Genomic DNA, 21,335 nt, shown 5'->3' with positions numbered 1-21,335 from the left:
CAGGAGGTACCCCATGTCCGCCGAGTTCGACGCCGCTGAGAAGCTCGCCGAGTACGCGCACCCCGAGCGTCTCGTCACCACCGAATGGCTCGCCGAGCACCTCGGTGAACCGGGGCTGGTCGTCGTCGAATCCGACGAGGACGTGCTGCTCTACGAGACCGGGCACATCCCCGGCGCCGTCAAGATCGACTGGCACCTCGACCTCAACGACCCCGTCGTGCGCGACTACGTGAACGGCGAGCAGTTCGCCGCACTCGCCAGCTCGAAGGGCATCGCCCGCGACACCACCGTCGTGATCTACGGCGACAAGAACAACTGGTGGGCCGCGTACGCGCTCTGGGTCTTCACGCTGTTCGGCCACGAGGATGTGCGCCTGCTCGACGGCGGCCGCGACCTCTGGATCGCCGAGGGCCGCGAGCTCACGACGGCCGCCCCCGAGGTGACGCCGGTCGAGTACCCCCTCGTCGAGCGCGACGACCGCGTCGTGCGCGCCTATAAGGACGACGTGCTCGCGCACTTCGGCAACCCGCTCGTCGACGTGCGCTCCCCCGAGGAGTACACCGGTGAGCGCACGACCGCACCCGCCTACCCCGAAGAGGGCGCCCTGCGTGCGGGCCACATCCCGACCGCGGCATCCGTGCCCTGGGCTCGCGCCGCGGCCGCCGACGGCACCTTCAAGTCGCGCGCCGAACTCGACGCGATCTACCGCGACGAGGTCGGCCTCGCCGACGGCGACGACATCATCGCCTACTGCCGCATCGGCGAGCGTTCGAGCCACACCTGGTTCGTGCTGAACCACCTGCTCGGCTTCGAGAAGGTGCGCAACTACGACGGTTCATGGACCGAGTGGGGCAGCGCGGTGCGCGTGCCGATCGTCACGGGCGACGCGCGCGGCGAGGCCCCGACCCGCTGACGCCGCGACGGGCGGGGGCGCTGCGCGACATGGGAGAATGGATCCCGATGAACGCGACGACCCTGCCCGCACGACTCGCCGAGACCCGCGACGACTTCCTCGCCCTCGGCGTGCGCGACCGCCTGCAACTGCTGCTCGAGTTCTCGAACGAACTGCCCGAGCTGCCCGAGCGCTACGCCGACCACCCCGACCTGTTCGAACGGGTCGAGGAGTGCCAGTCGCCGGTCTTCATCTTCGTCGAGGTCGAAGGCGGGCGAGTGCACCTGTTCGCGACCGCGCCGGCCGAGTCCCCGACGACTCGCGGCTTCGCCTCGATCCTCGTGCAGGGTCTCGACGGGCTGACCCCCGACGAGGTGCTCGACGTGCCCGCCGACTACCCGCAGTCGCTCGGACTCGGTGAGGCGGTCTCCCCGCTCCGGGTGCGCGGCATGACCGGCATGCTCGGCCGCATCAAGCGCCAGGTGCGCGAGCGCGTCGCCGCGTAGGCTTCGCGGCAGCAGCGGTCACCCCGCGATCTGGGCCTCGTCGCCCATGAGGGCTGCGCTCTCGGTGCGGCGTTCGAGCCACGAGCGCACGAGTCCCGTCCACCGCTCGGGCTCCGCGTTCCAGAGCTTCGTGTGCCGGGCACCCTCGAAGACCTCGAACTCGATGAGGTCGGGTCGGGCGGCGGCGAAGCGGCGCGACCCGTCGATCGGCACAAATCCGTCGTCGACGCTGTGCATGAGCAGCATCGGCACGTCGAACTCGTCGGCCCGGGCGATCGGATCGAGTTCCACAACGTCGATCGGCGCGCCGATGCCGGTGAGACCACTGCCGAGCGGTCCACCGAGCACTCGCACCACGAGGTCGCCGAGCTCGGGCGGCATGTTGTACAGCTGCCCTTGGAAGCGGAGGATGTCGGCCCAGTCGATGGCCGGCGAATCGAGCATCACGCCGACGAGTCGCTCGCGCACCTCTGCCGAGCGCAACACCGCCTGCAGCGAGATCGCGCCGCCCATCGACCAGCCCATGAGCACGATCTCCTCGGCGCCGTGCTCGACGGCGAACCGGGTCGCGGCGACCACGTCTGCCCACTCGGTGCCGCCGAGGCCGTACCTGCGGTCTTCGCTCTCGGGAGCATCGCCGTCATTGCGATACGAGATCAGCAGCGAGTTCCAGCCCGCGTCGTACGCGGGCGGCACGGCGCGCAGTGCCTCGGGTCGCTTCGCGCCACGACCGTGGACCTGGATGACCCAGCGCGCCGAGTCATCCGCCGACCTGATGACCCATGCGGGCGCCGGGCCGAGCTCGGTCTCGATGACGACGTTGTCGTACGGCAGCTCGAGCTCCCAGGGGCCGAGGTGGTACCAGCCGTTGATGCGGCCGCGCGTCGCCCGGTCCAGGCGGCCGAAGTCGACGGACTCGATGCTGCGCCGCACCCCGCGCCCGCCGTCGTCGACGACGTCGCCGAGCCTGGCGTGACCCGCGTCGCGGTCGAACCAGAGCCCGTAACGGCCGCGCATGCGCGTCTCCTCGGAGCCGACCAGCGTGATCTCGCCCGCGGCGAGATCGACACTCGTGATGCGCACGTCTTCTTCGCGCTTCTCGGGCGGGGTCACCACTTTGCGGGCGAAGAACACCGCAGTGGCCGCGGTCGCCGCGCCGATCGTCACGGCGATGAGCCCGACGGCACCTGCCGCGATCGCCATCGTGGCACCTGCACCGCGCTTTCGTCGCATCCGTTTCCTCCCGAAGCAGTCACCGTGTGCCGGTGGCGCGGCGTGCCGCCGACGTCCCCAGTATCCGAGACTCTAGTCTGCACTCGTGCCCGACTCAGCGCCTCCGCTTCCACCCGAGTTCGAGGCCGCCCTCGCGTCGCTCAGGGCCGCCTCTCCCAGAACTGAGCTGCGCATCTCGGAGATTCCGGCTCCGGGCTCGTTGGCGCCGAACGCCGTCGCCCTCTCGGCCGATGTCAGCCCGAGCCGGCATGACGACTCCGAGCTCGGAACCGGGCGGTTCGTGCTGCTGTACGACGAGAGCGAGCCCGAGGCATGGGGCGGTCGGTTCCGCGTCGTCTGCTTCGCTCAGGCGCCCCTCGAGACCGACATCGGCCTCGACCCGTTCCTCGCCGACGTCGCCTGGTCGTGGCTCGTCGACGCCCTCGACGCGAGGGGCGCCCGGTACATCGCCGCATCGGGCACCGCGACGAAGATCCTCTCCACCGGATTCGGCGAACTGGCCAGGCAGGGCGACGGTGCGCAGATCGAACTGCGTGCCTCGTGGACCCCGCTCGACTCGGCGATCGGCCCGCATGTGGAAGGCTGGGCTGAATTGTTGTGCATGCTCGCAGGGCTGCCGCCCCGATCAGAAGGGGTGACTCCCCTGCCCCGTCGGAGGACGAACCGTGGATGAATTCCAGGTGATCGAGACCCCCGCCGCCTACGACGAGGCGGTGAGGCGGCTCCTCGACGGCGAGGGTCCGATCGCAGTCGACGCCGAACGGGCGAGCGGATTCCGCTACTCGCAGCGGGCCTATCTGATCCAGATGTTCCGGCGCGGCTCGGGCACGTTCCTCTTCGATCCGCCGCAGATCCCCGACTTCTCTGCCCTGCAGGACGCCATCCGCTCCGAGGAGTGGGTGCTGCACGCGGCGAGTCAAGACCTGGCGTGCCTCCGCGAGGTCGGCCTCGACCCCGAGCGCATCTTCGACACCGAGCTCGCGGCACGGCTCCTCGGCATGCCACGGGTCGGCCTGGCTTCGGTCGTCGAGGAACTGCTCGACATCAAGCTCGCGAAGGAGCACTCGGCCTCCGACTGGTCGACGCGACCGCTGCCGCAGTCGTGGCTGAAGTACGCGGCACTCGACGTCGAGCTGCTCGTCGACGTGCGCGAACGAATCGGCGCACGCCTCGAGGAGGACGACAAGGCGGAGCTCGCGGCGGAGGAGTTCGACGCCGTGCTGCATCGCGCCGCGAAGCCGCCCGCTGCCGAACCGTGGCGCCGCCTCTCGGGCATCCATGCCATGCGCAGCCCCCGCAACCTCGCGGTGGCCCGTGAACTCTGGCTTTCACGTGACGCGCTCGCGACCGAGCTCGACGTGGCGCCCGGTCGCCTGGTTCCGGATGCCTCGCTCCTCGCCGTCGCCCGAACGCTGCCGTCGACCCGGCGCGCCCTCGCCGACCTCCGGGAGTTCAACGGCCGTGCGAGCCGCACCGAGCTCGACCGCTGGTGGGGGGCCGTGGAGCGCGGGCTCGCGACGACCGACCTGCCGCAGGTGCGGGTGCCGAGCGACGCTCCTCCCCCGCCGCGCGCCTGGGCCGCACGGCATCCCGAAGCGGACGCGCGCCTCAGGCTCGCGAAGGCCGCCGTGTCCGAGGCCGCCGAGCAGATGAACATGCCCGTCGAGAACCTGCTCACGCCCGATCACCTGCGCCGGGTGGCCTGGACGCCGCCCGCGGAACCGACGGCGGAGGCCATCGGCGAAGCGCTTCGGGCACTCGGTGCACGCGAGTGGCAGGTTGCCGCAACCTCACAGAGAATCGCCGCTGCATTTGTCGAGGCGGCACAATCCGTCGAAGACGCCACCTCCGACGCTTCGTAGATTCCGTCAAGCGATTCAGCGCCTCCGCAGCGGCGTTCGTAGGATCGAAGCATCCTGACCGAAAGTGAGCTGCAGCGTGGCTGATCAAGCTGAAGTCGTATTCGTCGACGGGGTCCGCACCCCGTTCGGCAAGGCCGGCGACAAGGGCATGTACTGGAACACCCGGGCCGATGACCTCGTCGTGAAGGCGATCGTCGGACTCCTCGAGCGCAACCCGAACATCCCGAAGGACCGCATCGACGACGTCGCCATCGCCGCGACGACCCAGACCGGCGACCAGGGTCTCACCCTCGGCCGCACGGCCGCGATCCTCGCCGGACTCCCGAAGACCGTTCCCGGCTTCTCGATCGACCGCATGTGCGCTGGCGCCATGACGGCCGCCGCGATGATGTCGGGCTCGATCGGCTTCGGCATGTACGACATCGCCATCGCCGGCGGCGTCGAGCACATGGGACACCACCCCATGGGTTCCGGCGTCGACCCCAACCCGCGATTCCTCAGCGAGCGCCTCGTCGGCGAAGACGCCCTCGTGATGGGCGCGACCGCCGAGCGCATCCACGACCGGTTCCCGCAGCTCACGAAGGAGCGCAGCGACCGCTTCGCCCTCGCGAGCCAGCAGAAGACCGCAGCGGCCTACGCCGCGGGCAAGATCCAGCAGGACCTCGTGCCCGTCGCGATCCGCACCGAGCAGGGCTGGGGCCTCGCCACGCGCGACGAGGTCATGCGCCCCGAGACGACGCTCGAGGGCCTCGCCGCCCTGAAGACGCCGTTCCGCCCGCACGGCCGCATCACGGCCGGCAACGCCTCGGGCCTGAACGACGGCGCGACCGCCGCGATCCTCGCCTCCGGCGCTGCCGCGAAGGAGTTCGGCCTGTCGCCGAAGATGAAGCTCGTCAGCTACGCCTTCGCGGGCGTCGACCCCGAGATCATGGGCATCGGCCCGATCCCCGCCACCGAGAAGGCCCTCCGCAAGGCGGGCCTCTCGATCGAGGACATCGGCATCTTCGAGATGAACGAGGCGTTCGCCGTGCAGGTGCTCTCGTTCATGGACCACTACGGCATCGCCGACGAAGACCCCCGTGTCAACCCGTGGGGCGGCGCGATCGCGGTCGGCCACCCCCTCGCCTCCTCGGGCGTGCGTCTCATGAACCAGCTCGCGAGCCAGTTCACCGAGCGGCCCGACGTGCGCTACGGCATCACCAGCATGTGCGTCGGCCTCGGCCAGGGCGGGACCATGGTCTGGGAGAACCCGAACTACGACAAGAAGGCGAAGAAGGCCTGATGACCGACTACACGAAGATCGACTTCGACTCGCTCGCCGCCCTCTCCGACGACGAGGTCGTCACGCACTCCTTCGTGCGCGACGTGCCGATCTCGGGCGGCAAGACGCTCGCCCTCGTCACGCTCGACAACGGCCGCGACCACACCCGCCCGAACACCCTCGGTCCGGTGTCGCTGCTCGAGTACGCGAAGACCCTCGACGAGCTGAAGTCGCGCGCTGCAGCAGGCGAGATCCACGCCGTCGCGATCACGGGCAAGCCGTTCATCCTCGCCGCGGGCGCCGACCTGTCGAAGGTCGCCGAGATCCCCGACCGCGACACCGCCCGCAAGATGGGCCAGCTCGGCCACTTCGCGCTCGGCAAGGCCTCCGAGCTCGGCGTGCCGTCGTTCGTGTTCATCAACGGCCTCGCCCTCGGCGGCGGCCTCGAGATCGCGCTGAACGCCGACTACCGCACGGTGGATGCCTCGGTGCCCGCCGTCGCCCTGCCCGAGGTCTTCCTCGGCCTCATCCCCGGTTGGGGCGGCGCGTACCTGCTGCCGAACCTCATCGGCATCGAGAACGCCCTCAAGGTCGTCATCGAGAACCCGCTGAAGCAGAACCGCACGATGAAGGCCGACGACGTGATGGAGCTCGGCATCGCCGACGCGAAGTTCGACTCGGTCGCGTTCCTCGAGGACTCGATCAAGTGGGCCGACGGCGTCGTCTCGGGCCGCATCAAGGTGAAGCGCCCGAACGAGCCCGGCAAGGTCGAGCGCCTCGTGAAATGGGACGCCGCGATCGCGATCGCCACGAAGATGCTGAAGAGCCGCATCGGATCGGTGCCGAAGTCGCCGTACGCGGCGCTCGAGCTCATGAAGGCCGCCAAGAGCGGCACCAAGGCCGAGGGCTTCGAACGCGAAGACGAGGTGCTCTCCGAGCTCATCGTCGGCGACCAACTGCAGGCCTCGATCTACGCCTTCAACCTCGTGCAGAAGCGCGCGAAGCGCCCCGCCGGTGCGCCCGACAAGGCGATCGCGAAGAAGGTCACCAAGGTCGGCGTGCTCGGAGCCGGCTACATGGCGAGCCAGCTCGCCCTGCTGTTCGTGCGCCGCCTGCGGGTGCCGGTGGTCATCACCGACATCGACCAGGCACGCGTCGACAAGGGCGTCGCCTACATCGGCGAAGAGATCGACAAGCTCCTCGAGAAGGGCCGCATCTCCCCCGATGAGGCCAACCGTCTGAAGGCGCTCGTGACGGGCACCACCAATAAGGCCGACTTCGCCGACTGCGACTGGGTCATCGAGGCCGTCTTCGAAGAGCTCGAGACTAAGCAGAACGTCTTCGCCGAGATCGAGCAGTTCATCTCGCCCGAGGCCGTGCTCGCCACGAACACCTCGTCGCTGTCGGTCGAGCAGATCGGCGCGAAGCTCGCGCACCCCGAGCGCCTGGTGGGCTTCCACTTCTTCACCCCGGTCGCGGTCATGCCGCTGATCGAGGTCGTGAAGACGCCCCACACCGATGAGGCGACGCTGTCGACCGCCATGGTCACCGCGAAGAACCTGCGCAAGAACGCCGTCATCACGGCCGACACCCCCGGCTTCGTCGTCAACCGGCTGCTGGCCGTGCTGCTCGGCGAGGCGATGCGGGCCGTCGACGAGGGCACCTCGTTCCAGACCGTCGACGAGGCGATCGCCCCGCTCGGCCTGCCCATGGCGCCTTCGGTGCTGCTCGATCTCGTGGGCCTGAAGGTCGGGGCGCACGTGCTCGACACCCACCACGCGGCGTTCCCCGACCGGTTCTACCGCAGCGAGAACCTGCACAAGCTCGCCGACTACGGCAAGCTGCTCGACAAGGACGACAAGGGCAAGGTCAAGGGCTTCGACAAGGGTGCCCTGAAGATCGTCGCCGGTGGCAAGAACCCCCGCTCGGCCGACGAGATCCTCGTCGCCCTGCAGGACGGCCTGGCCCGCGAGGTGCACCTCATGCTCGACGGCGATGTCGTCGCAGCTGCTGAGGACATCGACCTCTGCATGGTGCTCGGTGCCGGCTTCCCGTTCCAGATGGGCGGCCTGACGCCGTACCTCGACCGGGTCGGCGCGTCCGAGCGCGTCTTCGGCGACACATTCCACCACCCGACCATCACGGGTGTGGGCGCGTAGCCTCGACGCCACCTCACCAGAAAGCGGCCCCCGGCATGTGCCGGGGGCCGCTTCTCTATGCTCGGAGCATGACGAAGTTCCAGTACTCCGTCGCTTCGAGCCTCGACGGATTCATCGCCGACGAACATCATGGGCTCGGTTGGCTGCTGCAGTTCGGTTTCGACGCGTTCCAGGATCACTACGATCGCTTCTTCGCCGATGTCGGCGCGGTCGTGCTCGGTGCCTCGACGTACGAGTGGATCCTCCGGGAGCAGCCCGGCAATTGGGACTTCGGAGCCCGGCCCGCGTGGGTGCTCACGCACCGGCGGTTGCCGGTGCCGCCGGACTCCGACATCCGATTCGGGTCGGGCGACGTCCTCCCGATCGCCGACGCCGCACGAGCGGAGGCCGGCGAGCGGAACGTCTGGATCGTCGGCGGCGGACCGACCGCCGCCCAGTTCCTCGAGGCGGAACGGCTCGACGAACTGCTCGTCACGTACATGCCGGTGGCACTCGGGCGTGGCAGACCGCTCCTGCCCGTCGCCACGGCGACCCCGCGCTTCACGCTCGTCCGAACGACGCCGTTCCCGAACGGCGCGGTCGAGCACGTCTACCGCACGGGTTGACGCCGGGAGAGCGTCAGACGCGCGGCTGCGGGCTCGTGTCGGTCGAGACGCCCGCTTCGGCGCCGGCACCGCGCGCGTGCGGCAGCTTCGAGCCGAGCACCATGGCGGTGACGTCGCGTGCGATGTGCTGCGGGGTGAGCCCCACTCGCTCGAGGATGTCGGAGCGCGAGCCGTGGTCGAGGAACTCATCGGGCAGGCCGAGCTCGGTCACCGCCGTGTCGACGCCCGCCTCACGCAGATCCTGGCGGATTCGCGTGCCGATGCCGCCGACCCGGATCCCGTCTTCGATGCTCACGACGATGCGGTGTTCGGCGGCCAGGTCGATGATGCTGCGCGGCACCGGAACGACCCAGCGGGGGTCGACCACGGTGGCGCCGATGCCCTGCGCCTCGAGACGCTCGGCCACCTGCAGTCCGGTGTCGGCCATCGGGCCCACCGTGACGATGAGCACGTCTTTGCGCTCGGACTCGGCGAGCACGTCGACGCCGTCGTCGGTGCGCCGCACGGCGTCGAAGTCGACGCCGACGGTGCCCTTCGGGAAGCGGATGACGGTCGGCGCGTCGTCGACCGTCACGGCCTCGCCGAGCTCTTCGACGAGACGCACCGAGTCTCGCGGTGCGGCGATGCGGATGCCCGGCACGACCTGCAGGATCGAGAGATCCCACACGCCGTGGTGGCTCGGGCCGTCGGGGCCGGTGACGCCGGCGCGGTCGAGCACGAAGGTCACGCCCGCCTTGTGCAGTGCGACATCCATGAGCACCTGGTCGAAGGCGCGGTTCATGAACGTCGCGTACACGGCGACCACCGGATGCAGCCCGCCGAAGGCGAGGCCGGCAGCGGATGTCGCGGCGTGCTGTTCGGCGATGCCGACGTCGAAGACACGGCTCGGGAACCGTTCGGCCATGCGGTGAAGCCCGGTGGGTCGGAGCATCGCCGCAGTGATGCCGACGAGCCGCTCGTTGCTCTCGGCGAGGTGCACGAGTTCGTCGGCGAAGACGCTCGTCCACGACGGCGCCGAAGCGGTCTCGAGCGACTCACCGGTCTCGGGGTCGATCTGGCCGACCGCGTGGAACTGATCGGCCGCGTCGCGCAGGGCGGGCTCGTAGCCGCGACCCTTGTCGGTGATCGCATGCACGATGACCGGGGCCCCGTAGGCCTTGGCCTGGCGAAGTGCGGCCTCCATGGCGCGCTCGTCATGACCGTCGATGGGGCCGATGTACTTGATGTCGAGGTTCGAGTAGAGCGCCTCGTTGTCGGTGAAGCGGCTGAGGAAGCCGTGCAGGCCGCCGCGGACGCCGCGGTAGAACGCGCTGGCCGGGGCGCCGAGCCGGTCGAACGCACGCCGACTCGAGAGGTGCAGGTTGCGGTAGGTCTGCTTCGTGCGCACGGTGTTGAGGAAGCGCGCCATGCCGCCGATCGTCGGGGCGTACGAACGACCGTTGTCGTTGACGACGACGATGAGCTTTCGCGTGTTGTCGTCGGAGATGTTGTTGAGCGCTTCCCACGTCATGCCGCCGGTGAGGGCGCCGTCACCGACGACCGCGACCACGTGACGGTCGTCTTGGCCGGTCATCTCGAAGGCCTTGGAGATGCCGTCGGCCCATGACAGCGAGCTCGACGCGTGCGAGCTCTCGACGATGTCGTGCTCGGACTCGGAGCGCTGCGGGTACCCGGCGAGACCACCCGTCTTGCGGATCGTCGAGAGGTCGCGCCGGCCCGTCAGGAGCTTGTGCACGTACGACTGGTGCCCGGTGTCGAAGACGATCGCGTCGCGCGGCGACTCGAACACGCGGTGGATGGCGATCGTCATCTCGACGACGCCGAGGTTCGGGCCGAGGTGCCCGCCGGTCTTCGACACGGACTCCACGAGGTACTCGCGGATCTCGCGTGCCAGCTGGTCGAGCTGTTCGGGACTCAGCGCGTCGAGATCACGAGGTCCCGAAATGGTCTCGAGCAGTGTCATGCGTCTTGCCTCCGGAGGGTCGCGGGCAGTGCCGCCGAACGGAACGAGTCTACGCCGGGCTTCCTGCGAAGCAGGGCAGACAAGAGGGCGATCGGCACCAAGCCGACCGCCCCCGAATCTCTTGCGAGCGTCTAGACGAGCGAACGCAGCACGTACTGCAGGATGCCGCCGTTGCGGTAGTAGTCCGCCTCACCCGGCGTGTCGATGCGGACGACCGCGTCGAACTCGACGGTCGCCTTGCCGGCGGCGGAGTGCTCGCTCGGCGTGGCCACGACATGCACGGTCTTCGGCGTGACGCCTTCGTTCAGCTGCTCGAGACCCGAGATCGAGACGACCTCGGTGCCGTCGAGGCCGAGCGACGCCCAGCTCTCGCCCGCGGGGAACTGCAGCGGCACGACGCCCATGCCGATGAGGTTCGAGCGGTGGATGCGCTCGAAGCTCTCAGTGATGACGGCCTTGACGCCGAGCAGGCTCGTACCCTTCGCCGCCCAGTCGCGCGACGAGCCGGAGCCGTATTCCTTGCCGCCGAAGATGACGAGCGGAGTGCCCTGAGCCTGGTAGTTCTGGCTCGCGTCGTAGATGAACGACTGGGGCGCGTCGGCCTGGGTGAAGTCCCGCGTGTACCCGCCCTCGACGCCGTCGAGGAGCTGGTTCTTCAGGCGGATGTTCGCGAACGTGCCGCGGATCATGATCTCGTGGTTGCCGCGACGCGAGCCGTACGAGTTGAAGTCCTTGCGGTCGACGCCGTGCTCGGTCAGGTAGTGACCGGCCGGGCTGTCGGCCTTGATCGAACCGGCGGGGCTGATGTGGTCGGTCGTGACCGAGTCGCCGAGCTTGGCGAGCACGCGTGCGCCGACGATGTCGGTGACGGGCGTGGTCTCCATGGTCATGCCGTCGAAGTACGGGGGCTTGCGCACATACGTCGACTCGGCGTCCCACTCGAAGGTCGCACCGGTCGGCGTCTCGAGCGAGCGCCAGCGCTCGTCGCCGTCGAACACGCCGGCGTACTGCGTGACGAACATGTCCTTGTTGATCGACGTGTCGATCGTGTACTGCACCTCGGCGGCGTCGGGCCAGATGTCCTTCAGGAAGACGTCGTTGCCGTCGGTGTCCTTGCCGAGCGAGTCGACCTCGAAGTCGAAGTTCATCGAACCGGCGAGGGCGTACGCGATCACGAGCGGCGGGCTCGCGAGGTAGTTCATCTTCACGTCGGGGTTGATGCGACCCTCGAAGTTGCGGTTGCCCGAGAGCACCGCGGTGACGGCGAGGTCGGAGTCGTTGACCGCGGCCGAGATCTCGTCGAGCAGCGGGCCCGAGTTGCCGATGCAGGTGGTGCAGCCGTAGCCGACCGTGTAGAAGCCGAGGGCCTCGAGGTCGTCGGTGAGGCCGGCCTTCTCGTAGTAGTCGGTGACGACCTTCGAGCCCGGAGCCAGGGTGGTCTTGACCCACGGCTTGGCCTTCAGGCCCTTCTTCGCCGCGTTGCGCGCGAGGAGGCCGGCAGCGAGCATGACCGACGGGTTCGAGGTGTTCGTGCACGAGGTGATCGCCGCGATCGCGACGGCACCGTGGTCGAGCACGAACTGCTCACCGGTGCCGAGCGTGACATCCGTCGGCTTCGAGGCCGTCGCCGGAGCGTGGCTCTTGTGGTGGTGCTCGTGGTGGCTGTACTCGTCTTCGGGCGAGTTTCCGGGCGGGTCGGATGCCGGGAAGGACTCGGCGCCCTCGAGGTCGACGAGGTCGTGGTCGACCGTCGCGTAGTTCAGCAGGTCCCTCTCGAACGCGTTCTTGGACTCGGAGAGCTCGATGCGGTCTTGCGGACGCTTCGGGCCGGCGATCGACGGAACGACGGTCGAGAGGTCGAGTTCCATGTACTCGCTGAACTCGGGCTCGCTGTCGGCGTCGTGCCAGAGCTTCTGGACCTTCGAGTACGCCTCGACGAGCGCGATCTGCTCGTCGCTGCGGCCGGTGAGGCGCAGGTAGTCGAGGGTGACGTCGTCGATGGGGAACATGGCGGCGGTCGAGCCGAACTCGGGGCTCATGTTGCCGATGGTGGCGCGGTTGGCGAGCGGCACGGATGCCACGCCCGAGCCGTAGAACTCGACGAACTTGCCGACCACGCCGTGCTTGCGGAGCATGTCGGTGATCGTGAGCACGACGTCGGTCGCAGTGACACCCGTGGGGATCTCGCCCGAGAGCTTGAAGCCGACGACCTTGGGGATGAGCATCGAGACGGGCTGGCCGAGCATGGCCGCCTCGGCCTCGATGCCGCCGACGCCCCAGCCCAGCACGCCGAGGCCGTTGACCATGGTGGTGTGCGAGTCGGTGCCGACGCAGGTGTCGGGGTAGGCGCGGAGGACTCCCCCGACCTCGCGGGTGAAGGTGACCTTCGCGAGGTGTTCGATGTTGACCTGGTGCACGATGCCGGTGCCCGGCGGCACGACCTTGAAGTCGTCGAACGCGGTCTGGCCCCAGCGGAGGAACTGGTAGCGCTCGCCGTTGCGCTCGTATTCGATCTCGACGTTGCGCTCGAGCGCGTTCTCGGTGCCGAAGAGGTCGGCGATCACCGAGTGGTCGATGACCATCTCTGCGGGTGCGAGCGGGTTGATCTTGTTGGGGTCGCCGCCGAGGGCGACGACCGCCTCGCGCATGGTGGCGAGGTCGACGATGCAGGGAACACCGGTGAAGTCCTGCATCACGACGCGCGCCGGCGTGAACTGGATCTCGGTGTCGGGCTCGGCGGTGGGGACCCACGAGCCGAGCGCCTCGATCTGCTCCTTGGTGACGTTCTTGCCGTCTTCGGTGCGCAGGAGGTTCTCGAGCAGCACCTTCAGGCTGAACGGAAGCTTCTCATGGCCCGGCACGGTGTCGAGCCGGAAGATCTCGTAGGACTCATCACCGACGCGGAGCGTGTCCTTCGCCCCGAAACTGTTCACTGCAGACACGATGTCCTCTCCTTCGCGGGTGCCGCCGGACATGCAGGCGGCACTCCATCTTCTCCGTCAGACATGGGGCTGTTCCAGCAAGGGTAACCTAAGCCACTCGCCCGCCGACAGGCCTCGCACGGTGTGCGGATTTATCTTGACGTCGAGATAACTCTATCACTCGCCGGAGCGAGCGGATGACGGGTAGATCGCCCGTACGACGAGCCAGGAGAAGACCAGCACGAGCGCGTAGAGCGGCACGCCCATGATCAGACGGGTGGCGCCGAGCGCCTCGACGTTGTCGGCGAGATAGAAGGGCAGTTGCACCGCGAGACGCGCGACGAACAGCCCGATCCAGACGAGCGTCAGGAACTGGGCGGCCCGGTACTTGCGCTTGTCCTGCTTCCACGCGACGCCGTCGCCCATGAGGAATCCGACGATCAGGCCGATCGCGGGCCAGCCCACGAAGAGCGACACCGTCAGGGCGAGCGCGTAGGCGGCGTTCGTGTAGAAGCCGATCACGTAGTTGTCGCGCGCGTCGCCCGACCAGAGCGCCAGCGCCGCGGAGGCGAGCACGCCGACGAGCCCGGCGATGGCCTGGGTCGGCTGCCCCTTGGTCACGAGGCGGGCGGCCGTGAACACGACGGCGAGACCGACGGATGCCGCGAGGGCGGGTACGAGCGCCGTCTGGGGGTCTTGCCCGGCGAAGCTCGTGAGCCCGCTGTAGACGATGAGGAACACCAGGCCGGGCAGCAGCGCCTCGAGGATGCCGCGCACGCCGCCGACCGCGGTGAGGAGGTCGCGACCGCTCAGCTTCTCGTCGCGCGCGAGCGCGCCGAGACCGCTCTTCTCCGCTGCTGCGGCGAACTGCCGACCGAACTCGCCGGCCGTGCCGGTCTCGTCGGCCGTGCCGGGGGTGCCGTCCGCTTCGGCCGAGCGGTCCGCCGCGTCATCCGCTCGCTCGCCGTCACCGGCGCTCGACGAACCGTCGGCGTTCGTCATCGCGGTCACACCGTGGGCGCACCCGCGGAGGACGCGGGCATGCGCAGCGGAATGAGGTCGCGCGGCGGCATCGGAGTACTGCCGCGCACGACGACGATCGAACGGAAGAGGTCTTCGACCTTCGCCGCCGCAGCCGGATCGACGGCGGCCTCGCCGGCGATCACGCCGCGGAGGAACCAGCGCGGTCCGTCGACGCCGATGAAGCGCGCGAGGCGCATCTGCCCCGGCTGGCCCTCACCCGCCGCGACGGGGATCTGGGCGAGCAGCTCGGGTCCGAACGAACCCTCGCGCACGGTGGTCGTGCCACCCTGACGGGCGATCTGGTCGGCGATCTGCGCACGGATCTCATGCCAGAGACCGCTCGAGCGCGGCGCGGCGAACGGCTGCACCTGCAGGGTCGAGTTCGCGTAGTCGAGTCCGATCGCAACGACGCGCTTCGTGCCCTCCTCGACCTCGAGGCGGAGGTGGAGTCCGTCGCGCGGCAGCACCTTCACTCCGCCGAGATCGACGTAGGGGCGGACCGGGTTCGCCTCGGCCTCATCGAAGGGACCCGCTTCGGCGCGGTCTTCGGGGGCGGACTTGGGCTGTTCGGCGGGGATGTCGCCGGTTTCGATGTCGCTCACGCGTTCACTCCTGACTTGTGCTCCCCGAAACCGGTGGAGCCGAATCCTGCCTCGCCCCGCAGGCTGCCGGGCAGCCGCTCGACCTCGACGAATCGAGCGCGGCTCACCGGCATCACGATGATCTGGGCGATGCGGTCGCCGACCTCGATCGTGTGCGCCTCGCGGGCGTCGGTGTTCAACAGTGCGACCTTGATCTCGCCGCGGTAGCCGGCATCGATGGTGCCGGGCGCGTTGACGATCGTGATGCCGTGCTTGAAGGCGAGGCCCGAACGCGGCACGACGAAGCCGACGTAGCCGTCGGGCAGCGCGATCGCTACGCCGGTGCCCACCGTGGCCCGCTCACCGGGGCCGAGCACGACGGCCTCGGAAGCGTGGAGATCGGCGCCCGCGTCGCCCGGATGGGCGTAGTTCGGCACGCGGTCTGCGGTGATCAGCACATCGACGGAATCGGTCACTGTTCGAGGGTAGTGCAGAAGTCTGGTCGAATAGAGCCATGCCCGACTACCGCGAGAAACTCTGGCCGACGCCGTGGATCTACATCGTCAGCCTGCTGCTGATCCCCTCCAGCATCCTGGTGCTGGCGCCCGTCTCGATGCCCGCCGGCATCGCGACCGGAGTGATCCTGTACGGCGCGACGGTCGCAGCGCTCAGTTTCACCGCGCCCGTGGTCGAGGTGGCGGACGGCCGACTCCGGGCGGGGCGCGCGTCGATCGCGCTGGCGGACACCGGCATCGCGACCGGTGCGACGGATGCCGCGGCTCGCGTCGAACGCGGCACGGGCCTCGACGCGCGGGCGTTCCTCGTGATCCGCGGCTGGGTGCAGCCCGTCGTGCGGGTGCCGATCACCGACCCGTCGGACCCGACGCCGTACTGGCTGGTCTCGACGCGTCATCCGAAAGAACTGGCCGCCGCGATCAATGGATCGCGACGGCCTGAACGTACTGAGCCGGGCGTCTAGGACGCGCACTCCAAGCAGATCGGTCCGAGCTTCGTCTCGTGGTCCATCTGCGAACGGTGCTTCACGAGGAAGCAGTTCACGCAGGTGAACTCGTCGGCTTGGGGCGGAAGCACCACGACGTCGAGTTCGACGTCGGAGAGATCGGCACCAGCGAGGTCGAACCCGCCGGGGTTATCGGCGTCATCGACATCCACTACGCCCGACATCTTGTCGGGGACGCGCTCCTTGAGGGCCTCGATCGACTCGGAGTCGTCTTCGGTCTTCCTCGGTGCGTCGTAATCCGTTGCCATTCCCATCCATTTCTTCATCGCCGATGATTCGGCGGCCATAGTCTGCATCAAATCGGTGGCGTTAGCAAACCACTTTTGCAGCGTTTCCACAGCTGCTACGTGCTCAACTTCCGGCGCGCCCGCCCTATTCCCACGAGCACACATGCGGACGTGGCATCCTTGGGCGGAGACGAAAGCACGGAAGGGCTTGTCGCGATGCAAGAACTCAAGGTAATCGGAGTCGAGAACGGCGCGTTGCTCGCCGCTTCCGACGATGGAGCGCGCTTCCGAATCGAGATCGACGAGGTGCTGCAGTCCCGCATCCGTCAGGCGCAACCCGAACAGCATGTCGGACCGAAACCCTCGCCCCGCGAGGTGCAGGCGCACATTCGTGCAGGAATGTCCGCCGAGGAGGTCGCGCAGGTCACCGGCGCGTCGATCGACTACCTCCGCCGCTTCGAGGGCCCGGTGCTCGCTGAGCGCGAACACATGGTCACCTCGGCACTCGCCGTGCCCGTGCACGTCACCACCGAGACCGAGCCGGCCGACGAGCCGCCGTCGTTCGGCGGCGTCATCCGCGAGCGGCTCGCGCAGCTCGGCGCCCATGGCGAACGCTGGGCGAGCTGGAAGGACGAGGAGCGCGGCTGGATCATCAAGCTCGAGTTCACCGCCGAGACCATCGACCACGACGCCCGCTGGAGCTTCGAGCCCCGGAAGCAGGCGCTGCAGCCGCTGAACTCAGAGGCGGTCACGCTCTCGCAGCAGGGCGAGATGAAGGGCGGGCTCATCCCCCGCCTCCGCGCCGTCGGCCCCGAGTCCGAGGAGTCCCGTTTCGACAGCGGCGCCTTCACGTTCGAGGAGCCCGAGCACGGCGACTTCGACACGGCGCCCCACCTCGAGCCGCTTCCGTACGCGCGCACGCCGCAGGCCTCGAGCCCCGCCGTGGCCCGCGCAGCGATCAAGCGAGCGGATGAACCGAAGCAGACGCTCGGCGAGACGGCCGACCTGCTCGAGGCACTGCGCCGTCGACGCGGCGAACGCGAGGCGGCGAGCGGCGAGCCCGAACGCCCGCAGGCGGCGCCCGCCGCGGCACCCGTGCAGGAGGCCCCCGAGCCCGAACAGCCCGAGGAGAAGCCCGGCACCGCCGCGCGCAGCATCTGGGGCGGCAAGGGCGTCTCGAGCAACTCCGGCGCCCGCGGCGGCGCCAAGAAGGGCCGCGCATCGATGCCGAGCTGGGACGAGATCGTCTTCGGCGCACGCACCGACGACGACCTGGCCTGAGCGGCACCCCACCCGTCGAACGCCGCCGTGCATCGCGCACGGCGGCGTTTCGTCTGCCGGTACCCGGTGATACCATCGAACATACATTCGAATCGGTGAGGTGCCCATGTCGCTCGTGCAGGAGTACGTCGAGCTGTGGACCAGCGACGACGGCCGCCCCGAGCGACTGGTGTGGCGGTCACGTCGGTTCCGCGTGAGCGATACGCCGACGACTCTTGTCGGCCCGTGCGACTGGTGGACTCCGGTGGCTCGCTACGACGTGTCCCCCGGGCGCCCCCCACTGCAGATCACCGGCTGGCGATTCCAGGCGAGCGCCGATGATGGCGAGACGCACGTCTTCGACGTGCGTCTCCGCGACGACCGCTGGGAGCTCGTGCGCGTCTTCGACTGACTTACGCGGATTCCGTATCGCGATCGTGCTCGCCGCCGCCCGAATGGGGTGCTGCGGCCTCTGGGGAGGGTGCGGTGGCGACGGGGGCGGACGCGCCTCGCCCCAACCAGAGCATGAGCACCCCACCCACGACGAGACCCCAGAACGCGGAGCCGATGCCGATCACGGCGACCCCCGACGCGGTCACGAGGAAGGTGCCGATGGCGGTGATGCGCTGACGCGGGTCTTCGAGCGCGCCGGTCAACGCGGTGACCATGGCTCCGAGCAGTGCGAGGCCTGCGACGGCGGTGATGATGATCGGCGGCGACGCCTGCACCACCGCGGCGGCGAGACCCGCGCCGGCTCCGAGCACGAGGTAGACGATGCCCGAGGTGAACGTCGCGACCCAGCGCCGACGGGGGTCGGGGTTCGACTCGGGGCTCGCCATGATCGCCGCCGTGATCGCGGCGAGGTTCAGCGCGTGACCGCCGGCGAACGCCGCGCCGACCGAGGCGACGCCCGAGGCGACGAGCACCGGCCTCGGCGCCAGGCGATAGCCGAACGTCGACATCACGGCGAATCCCGGCACGTTCTGCCCGGCCATCGTCACGATGAAGAGCGGGAGGCCGAGGCTCACGATCACGAACGGATCGAAGACGGGAGCCACGAACTGCAGCTGCGGTCGCACGGCCTCGCTGGCGAGCACCGCGGGCCCCGCGAGCACGGCGATGCCGATCACCGCGACCAGCATCGCCGCGGGCACCGCCCAGCGCGGCGCGAGGCGAGCGAGGAGCAGCCACACGAGCACCATGGGCACGGCGATCGCCGGCTGCTCGACCGCAGCGAACACCGGTGCCACGCAGATCGGGAAGAGGATGCCGGCGAGCATCGCGCTGGCGATCGGCTTCGGGATGCTCGTGATCGCCCGGCCGAGGGCGGGCCAGAGACCCGCGAGCACGATGAGCACGCCGCACACGATGAACGCGCCGATCGCAGCGGCGAACTGTTGCGTGGTCGCTGCCGCGGCCACGAGGAGGGCCGCACCGGGCGTGGACCAGGCGAACGACACCGGCATGCGCGTGATGAGCGGCAGCACGATGCAGAGCAGTCCGGTCGCGATGCAGAGCGCGAACAGCCCCGAGGCCGCCTGCGTCTCCGTGGCACCGACGGCGACCAGCCCCGCGATCACCAGGGCGAAGGAACTCGCGAATCCGGTGATGGCCGCGATGACGCCCGCGACGACGGTGTGGAAGATGGGCGGCGCTCGCTCTCGGCCCGGGCTATGCCGACTTCTCGGTGCGACGCTGCTTGGCGTGCGGCACGATCGTGGGCGCGGCGTTGTCGAGCACCGCGGCCTTCGTGACGACGACGCGGGCGACACCCGTGGAGGACGGCACCTCGAACATGATGGGTCCGAGCACCTCCTCCATGATCGCGCGGAGCCCGCGGGCGCCCGTCTGTCGCAGCACCGCGAGGTCGGCGATCGCCTGCAGCGCCTCCTCTTCGAAGTCGAGCTCGACGCCGTCGAGTTCGAACATGCGCTGGTACTGGCGCACGAGCGCGTTGCGCGGCACCGTGAGGATCTCCATGAGCGCCTCGCGGTCGAGCGGCGTCACCGTCGCGACGACGGGGAGACGGCCGATGAACTCGGGGATGAGGCCGAACTTGTGGAGGTCTTCGGGGAGGACCTCGCTGAAGATGTCGGCTTCGTCCTCCTTGTTGTGCAGCGGTGCTCCGAACCCGATGCCGCGCTTGCCGGCGCGCGACGAGATGATGTCCTCGAGCCCGGCGAAGGCGCCGGCGACGATGAACAGCACGTTCGTCGTGTCGATCTGGATGAACTCCTGGTGCGGGTGCTTACGGCCGCCCTGCGGCGGCACTGATGCGACCGTGCCCTCGAGGATCTTGAGCAGCGCCTGCTGCACGCCCTCGCCCGAGACATCCCTCGTGATCGACGGGTTCTCGGCCTTGCGGGCGATCTTGTCGACCTCGTCGATGTAGATGATGCCCGTCTCGGCGCGCTTCACGTCGAAGTCGGCGGCCTGGATCAGCTTCAGCAGGATGTTCTCGACGTCTTCGCCGACGTATCCGGCCTCGGTCAACGCGGTGGCGTCGGCGACGGCGAACGGCACGTTGAGCTGCTTCGCGAGCGTCTGCGCGAGATAGGTCTTGCCGCACCCCGTGGGGCCGATGAGCAGGATGTTGGACTTCGAGAGCTCGACGTCGTCACGGGCGTCGGCCGAAGTGAGTGCCGTGCGAGCGCGAACGCGCTTGTAGTGGTTGTAGACCGCGACGGCGAGCGCCTTCTTCGCGGCCTCTTGGCCGATGACGTACTCCTCGAGGTAGCCGAAGATCTCCTTCGGCTTCGGCAGTTCGAACTCGCCGGCCTCGGTCTCGCCGGCCTCGGCGAGGCGCTCCTCGATGATCTCGTTGCAGAGCTCCACGCACTCGTCGCAGATGTAGACGCCGGGTCCGGCGATGAGCTGCTGCACCTGCTTCTGGCTCTTTCCGCAGAACGAGCACTTGAGCAGGTCGGCGCTCTCTCCGATGCGTGCCATCGAAACCCTCCCTGTCGACGAATCTGTTCCGAGCCTAGCCCGAGATCGGGCCGATCGAGGGTAGCGCGCGGGATTCGACACGCTCGGTCGTTCGCGGGACGCGAACCGGGACGTTCAGTCGAGGAGGTGGCGGAGGTAGCGCCGCGGATCGTCGAGATACCCGCGCCAGTGGGCGACGAGTTCGAGCTCCTCCCAGCTCGTCTCGCGGATGCCCCACTCCCCCAGTTCGAGAATGGTGGCGCCCGGCACGGACGCCAGCACCGGCGAGTGCGTCGCGCAGATGATCTGGGTGCCGCGGGCGACCATGCGGTCGAGGCCCGCGATCCACCCGAGGATCGATGAGAACGAGAGCGCCGCTTCGGGCTCGTCGAGGCACACGAGCCCCGCCCGGTAACGCGGGTGGTTCAGCTTGTTGTCGAGCAGGTCGTTGAAGGACTCGCCGTGGCTGAGCGAGTGCAGATGCCGATCGGGGCTGTCGGGCAGCCCCTCGAGGTAGCTGTAGTAGCCGTGCATCGTCTCGGACCGGAGGAAGAACCCCCACCTCGGCGCCGACGGGCTGCGCTCGATGCGCAGCCACTCCGCGAGCGGCGACTCGCTCGGCCGGGTCGATGTGCCGCCGTTGCTGCTGCCGCCCTCGGGCGGCAGCCCGTAGGCCATGGCGATGCCCTCGAGCAGCGTGGACTTGCCGCTGCCGTTCTCGCCCACCAGAAACGTCAGGCCCGGCGAGAACTCGATGCCGCCGTCGCCGATCAGCTGGTCGATCGCCGGAATGCTCGCGGGCCAGGCGACACGGTCGATCGCGGCATCCGGAGACAGCGAAACGCGGCGGATGGCCCGGCTTTCGTGCAGCCAGTCATCCGCCGCGTTCACGG

Annotated in this window: 20 protein-coding genes; 10 read left to right on the top strand and 10 right to left on the bottom strand. The window is 69.0% G+C overall.

The window, feature by feature from the left end; genetic code table 11:
- The first annotated feature begins 13 nt into the window (after positions 1–13).
- Entirely contained in the window at positions 14–913 is a 900-nt protein-coding gene (locus JOE59_RS05405; RefSeq protein WP_204459265.1) for a sulfurtransferase, read from the top strand.
- 47 nt (positions 914–960) lie between these two features.
- On the top strand, positions 961–1,398 hold the full coding sequence (locus JOE59_RS05400) for a SufE family protein (RefSeq protein WP_204459264.1): 438 nt from the start codon (positions 961–963) through the stop codon (positions 1,396–1,398).
- A gap of 18 nt (positions 1,399–1,416) precedes the next feature.
- Here the strand turns inward: JOE59_RS05400 and JOE59_RS05395 are convergent, their stop codons facing one another.
- Positions 1,417–2,631: an alpha/beta hydrolase family protein gene (locus JOE59_RS05395; RefSeq protein ID WP_204459263.1), complete on the bottom strand. Its 1,215-nt coding sequence runs from the start codon at positions 2,629–2,631 to the stop codon at positions 1,417–1,419.
- A gap of 85 nt (positions 2,632–2,716) precedes the next feature.
- On the opposite strand from JOE59_RS05395, the gene JOE59_RS05390 reads away from it, so the two are divergent.
- The 5 genes from JOE59_RS05390 to JOE59_RS05370 all read left to right on the top strand — a co-directional run bounded on the left by JOE59_RS05390 (position 2,717) and on the right by JOE59_RS05370 (position 8,518).
- Complete coding sequence (locus JOE59_RS05390) at positions 2,717–3,304, top strand: DUF3000 domain-containing protein (protein WP_204459262.1); 588 nt, start codon at positions 2,717–2,719, stop codon at positions 3,302–3,304.
- The gene (locus JOE59_RS05385; RefSeq protein ID WP_204459261.1) at positions 3,297–4,493 is read left to right on the top strand and encodes a ribonuclease D; all 1,197 of its coding nucleotides are present in this window, start codon (positions 3,297–3,299) and stop codon (positions 4,491–4,493) included. Before JOE59_RS05390 ends, JOE59_RS05385 begins: the two co-directional genes overlap by 8 nt.
- Before the next feature lie 76 nt (positions 4,494–4,569).
- Positions 4,570–5,775, top strand: coding sequence for a thiolase family protein (locus tag JOE59_RS05380; RefSeq protein WP_204459260.1), 1,206 nt, complete (start codon positions 4,570–4,572; stop codon positions 5,773–5,775).
- The gene (locus JOE59_RS05375) at positions 5,775–7,913 is read left to right on the top strand and encodes a 3-hydroxyacyl-CoA dehydrogenase NAD-binding domain-containing protein (RefSeq protein WP_204459259.1); all 2,139 of its coding nucleotides are present in this window, start codon (positions 5,775–5,777) and stop codon (positions 7,911–7,913) included. Before JOE59_RS05380 ends, JOE59_RS05375 begins: the two co-directional genes overlap by 1 nt.
- A 68-nt stretch (positions 7,914–7,981) precedes the next feature.
- Positions 7,982–8,518 (top strand): dihydrofolate reductase family protein, encoded by a 537-nt coding sequence (locus JOE59_RS05370; RefSeq protein WP_204459258.1) that lies wholly within the window; start codon positions 7,982–7,984, stop codon positions 8,516–8,518.
- A 13-nt stretch (positions 8,519–8,531) separates the two neighbouring features.
- Here JOE59_RS05370 and dxs read toward each other — a convergent pair whose 3' ends face one another.
- The 5 genes from dxs to dut all read right to left on the bottom strand — a co-directional run bounded on the left by dxs (position 8,532) and on the right by dut (position 15,482).
- On the bottom strand, positions 8,532–10,481 hold the full coding sequence (gene dxs / locus JOE59_RS05365) for a 1-deoxy-D-xylulose-5-phosphate synthase (RefSeq protein WP_204459257.1): 1,950 nt from the start codon (positions 10,479–10,481) through the stop codon (positions 8,532–8,534).
- A 131-nt stretch (positions 10,482–10,612) separates the two neighbouring features.
- A complete protein-coding gene (gene acnA / locus JOE59_RS05360; protein WP_307836958.1) occupies positions 10,613–13,423 on the bottom strand; it encodes an aconitate hydratase AcnA in 2,811 nt (936 codons plus the stop codon).
- Between the two features lie 156 nt (positions 13,424–13,579).
- Entirely contained in the window at positions 13,580–14,404 is an 825-nt protein-coding gene (locus tag JOE59_RS05355; RefSeq protein WP_204459255.1) for a DUF3159 domain-containing protein, read from the bottom strand.
- 5 nt (positions 14,405–14,409) lie between these two features.
- Positions 14,410–15,027 carry a DUF3710 domain-containing protein gene (locus tag JOE59_RS05350; protein WP_204459254.1) on the bottom strand — a complete coding sequence of 206 codons (618 nt, stop codon included), beginning with the start codon at positions 15,025–15,027 and terminating at the stop codon, positions 14,410–14,412.
- Positions 15,024–15,482 carry a dUTP diphosphatase gene (dut, locus tag JOE59_RS05345; RefSeq protein ID WP_204459253.1) on the bottom strand — a complete coding sequence of 153 codons (459 nt, stop codon included), beginning with the start codon at positions 15,480–15,482 and terminating at the stop codon, positions 15,024–15,026. The genes JOE59_RS05350 and dut overlap by 4 nt, the downstream gene beginning before the upstream one ends.
- Before the next feature lie 38 nt (positions 15,483–15,520).
- Between dut and JOE59_RS05340 the strand changes: the two genes are divergently transcribed.
- Positions 15,521–15,985 carry a DUF3093 domain-containing protein gene (locus tag JOE59_RS05340; RefSeq protein ID WP_204459252.1) on the top strand — a complete coding sequence of 155 codons (465 nt, stop codon included), beginning with the start codon at positions 15,521–15,523 and terminating at the stop codon, positions 15,983–15,985.
- On the opposite strand, the gene JOE59_RS05335 is transcribed toward JOE59_RS05340, so the two are convergent.
- On the bottom strand, positions 15,982–16,275 hold the full coding sequence (locus JOE59_RS05335; protein ID WP_056009399.1) for a DUF4193 domain-containing protein: 294 nt from the start codon (positions 16,273–16,275) through the stop codon (positions 15,982–15,984). The genes JOE59_RS05340 and JOE59_RS05335 overlap by 4 nt on opposite strands.
- Positions 16,276–16,470: 195 nt before the next feature.
- On the opposite strand from JOE59_RS05335, the gene sepH reads away from it, so the two are divergent.
- Entirely contained in the window at positions 16,471–17,535 is a 1,065-nt protein-coding gene (gene sepH / locus JOE59_RS05330; protein WP_204459251.1) for a septation protein SepH, read from the top strand.
- 106 nt (positions 17,536–17,641) lie between these two features.
- Positions 17,642–17,926 carry a hypothetical protein gene (locus tag JOE59_RS05325; RefSeq protein ID WP_204463264.1) on the top strand — a complete coding sequence of 95 codons (285 nt, stop codon included), beginning with the start codon at positions 17,642–17,644 and terminating at the stop codon, positions 17,924–17,926.
- 1 nt (position 17,927) lies between these two features.
- Here the strand turns inward: JOE59_RS05325 and JOE59_RS05320 are convergent, their stop codons facing one another.
- The 3 genes from JOE59_RS05320 to JOE59_RS05310 all read right to left on the bottom strand — a co-directional run bounded on the left by JOE59_RS05320 (position 17,928) and on the right by JOE59_RS05310 (position 21,333).
- Positions 17,928–19,160, bottom strand: coding sequence for a benzoate/H(+) symporter BenE family transporter (locus tag JOE59_RS05320; protein ID WP_204463263.1), 1,233 nt, complete (start codon positions 19,158–19,160; stop codon positions 17,928–17,930).
- A gap of 25 nt (positions 19,161–19,185) precedes the next feature.
- The gene (clpX, locus tag JOE59_RS05315) at positions 19,186–20,463 is read right to left on the bottom strand and encodes an ATP-dependent Clp protease ATP-binding subunit ClpX (RefSeq protein WP_074258875.1); all 1,278 of its coding nucleotides are present in this window, start codon (positions 20,461–20,463) and stop codon (positions 19,186–19,188) included.
- Between the two features lie 114 nt (positions 20,464–20,577).
- Complete coding sequence (locus JOE59_RS05310) at positions 20,578–21,333, bottom strand: AAA family ATPase (RefSeq protein WP_204459250.1); 756 nt, start codon at positions 21,331–21,333, stop codon at positions 20,578–20,580.
- Positions 21,334–21,335 lie beyond the last annotated feature (2 nt).

Source organism: Agromyces cerinus, assembly GCF_016907835.1.
GTDB classification, from domain to species: domain Bacteria; phylum Actinomycetota; class Actinomycetes; order Actinomycetales; family Microbacteriaceae; genus Agromyces; species Agromyces nitratus.
Note: the sequence above shows the minus strand (reverse complement) of the source record. Positions and strands in the feature narration are given on the sequence as shown.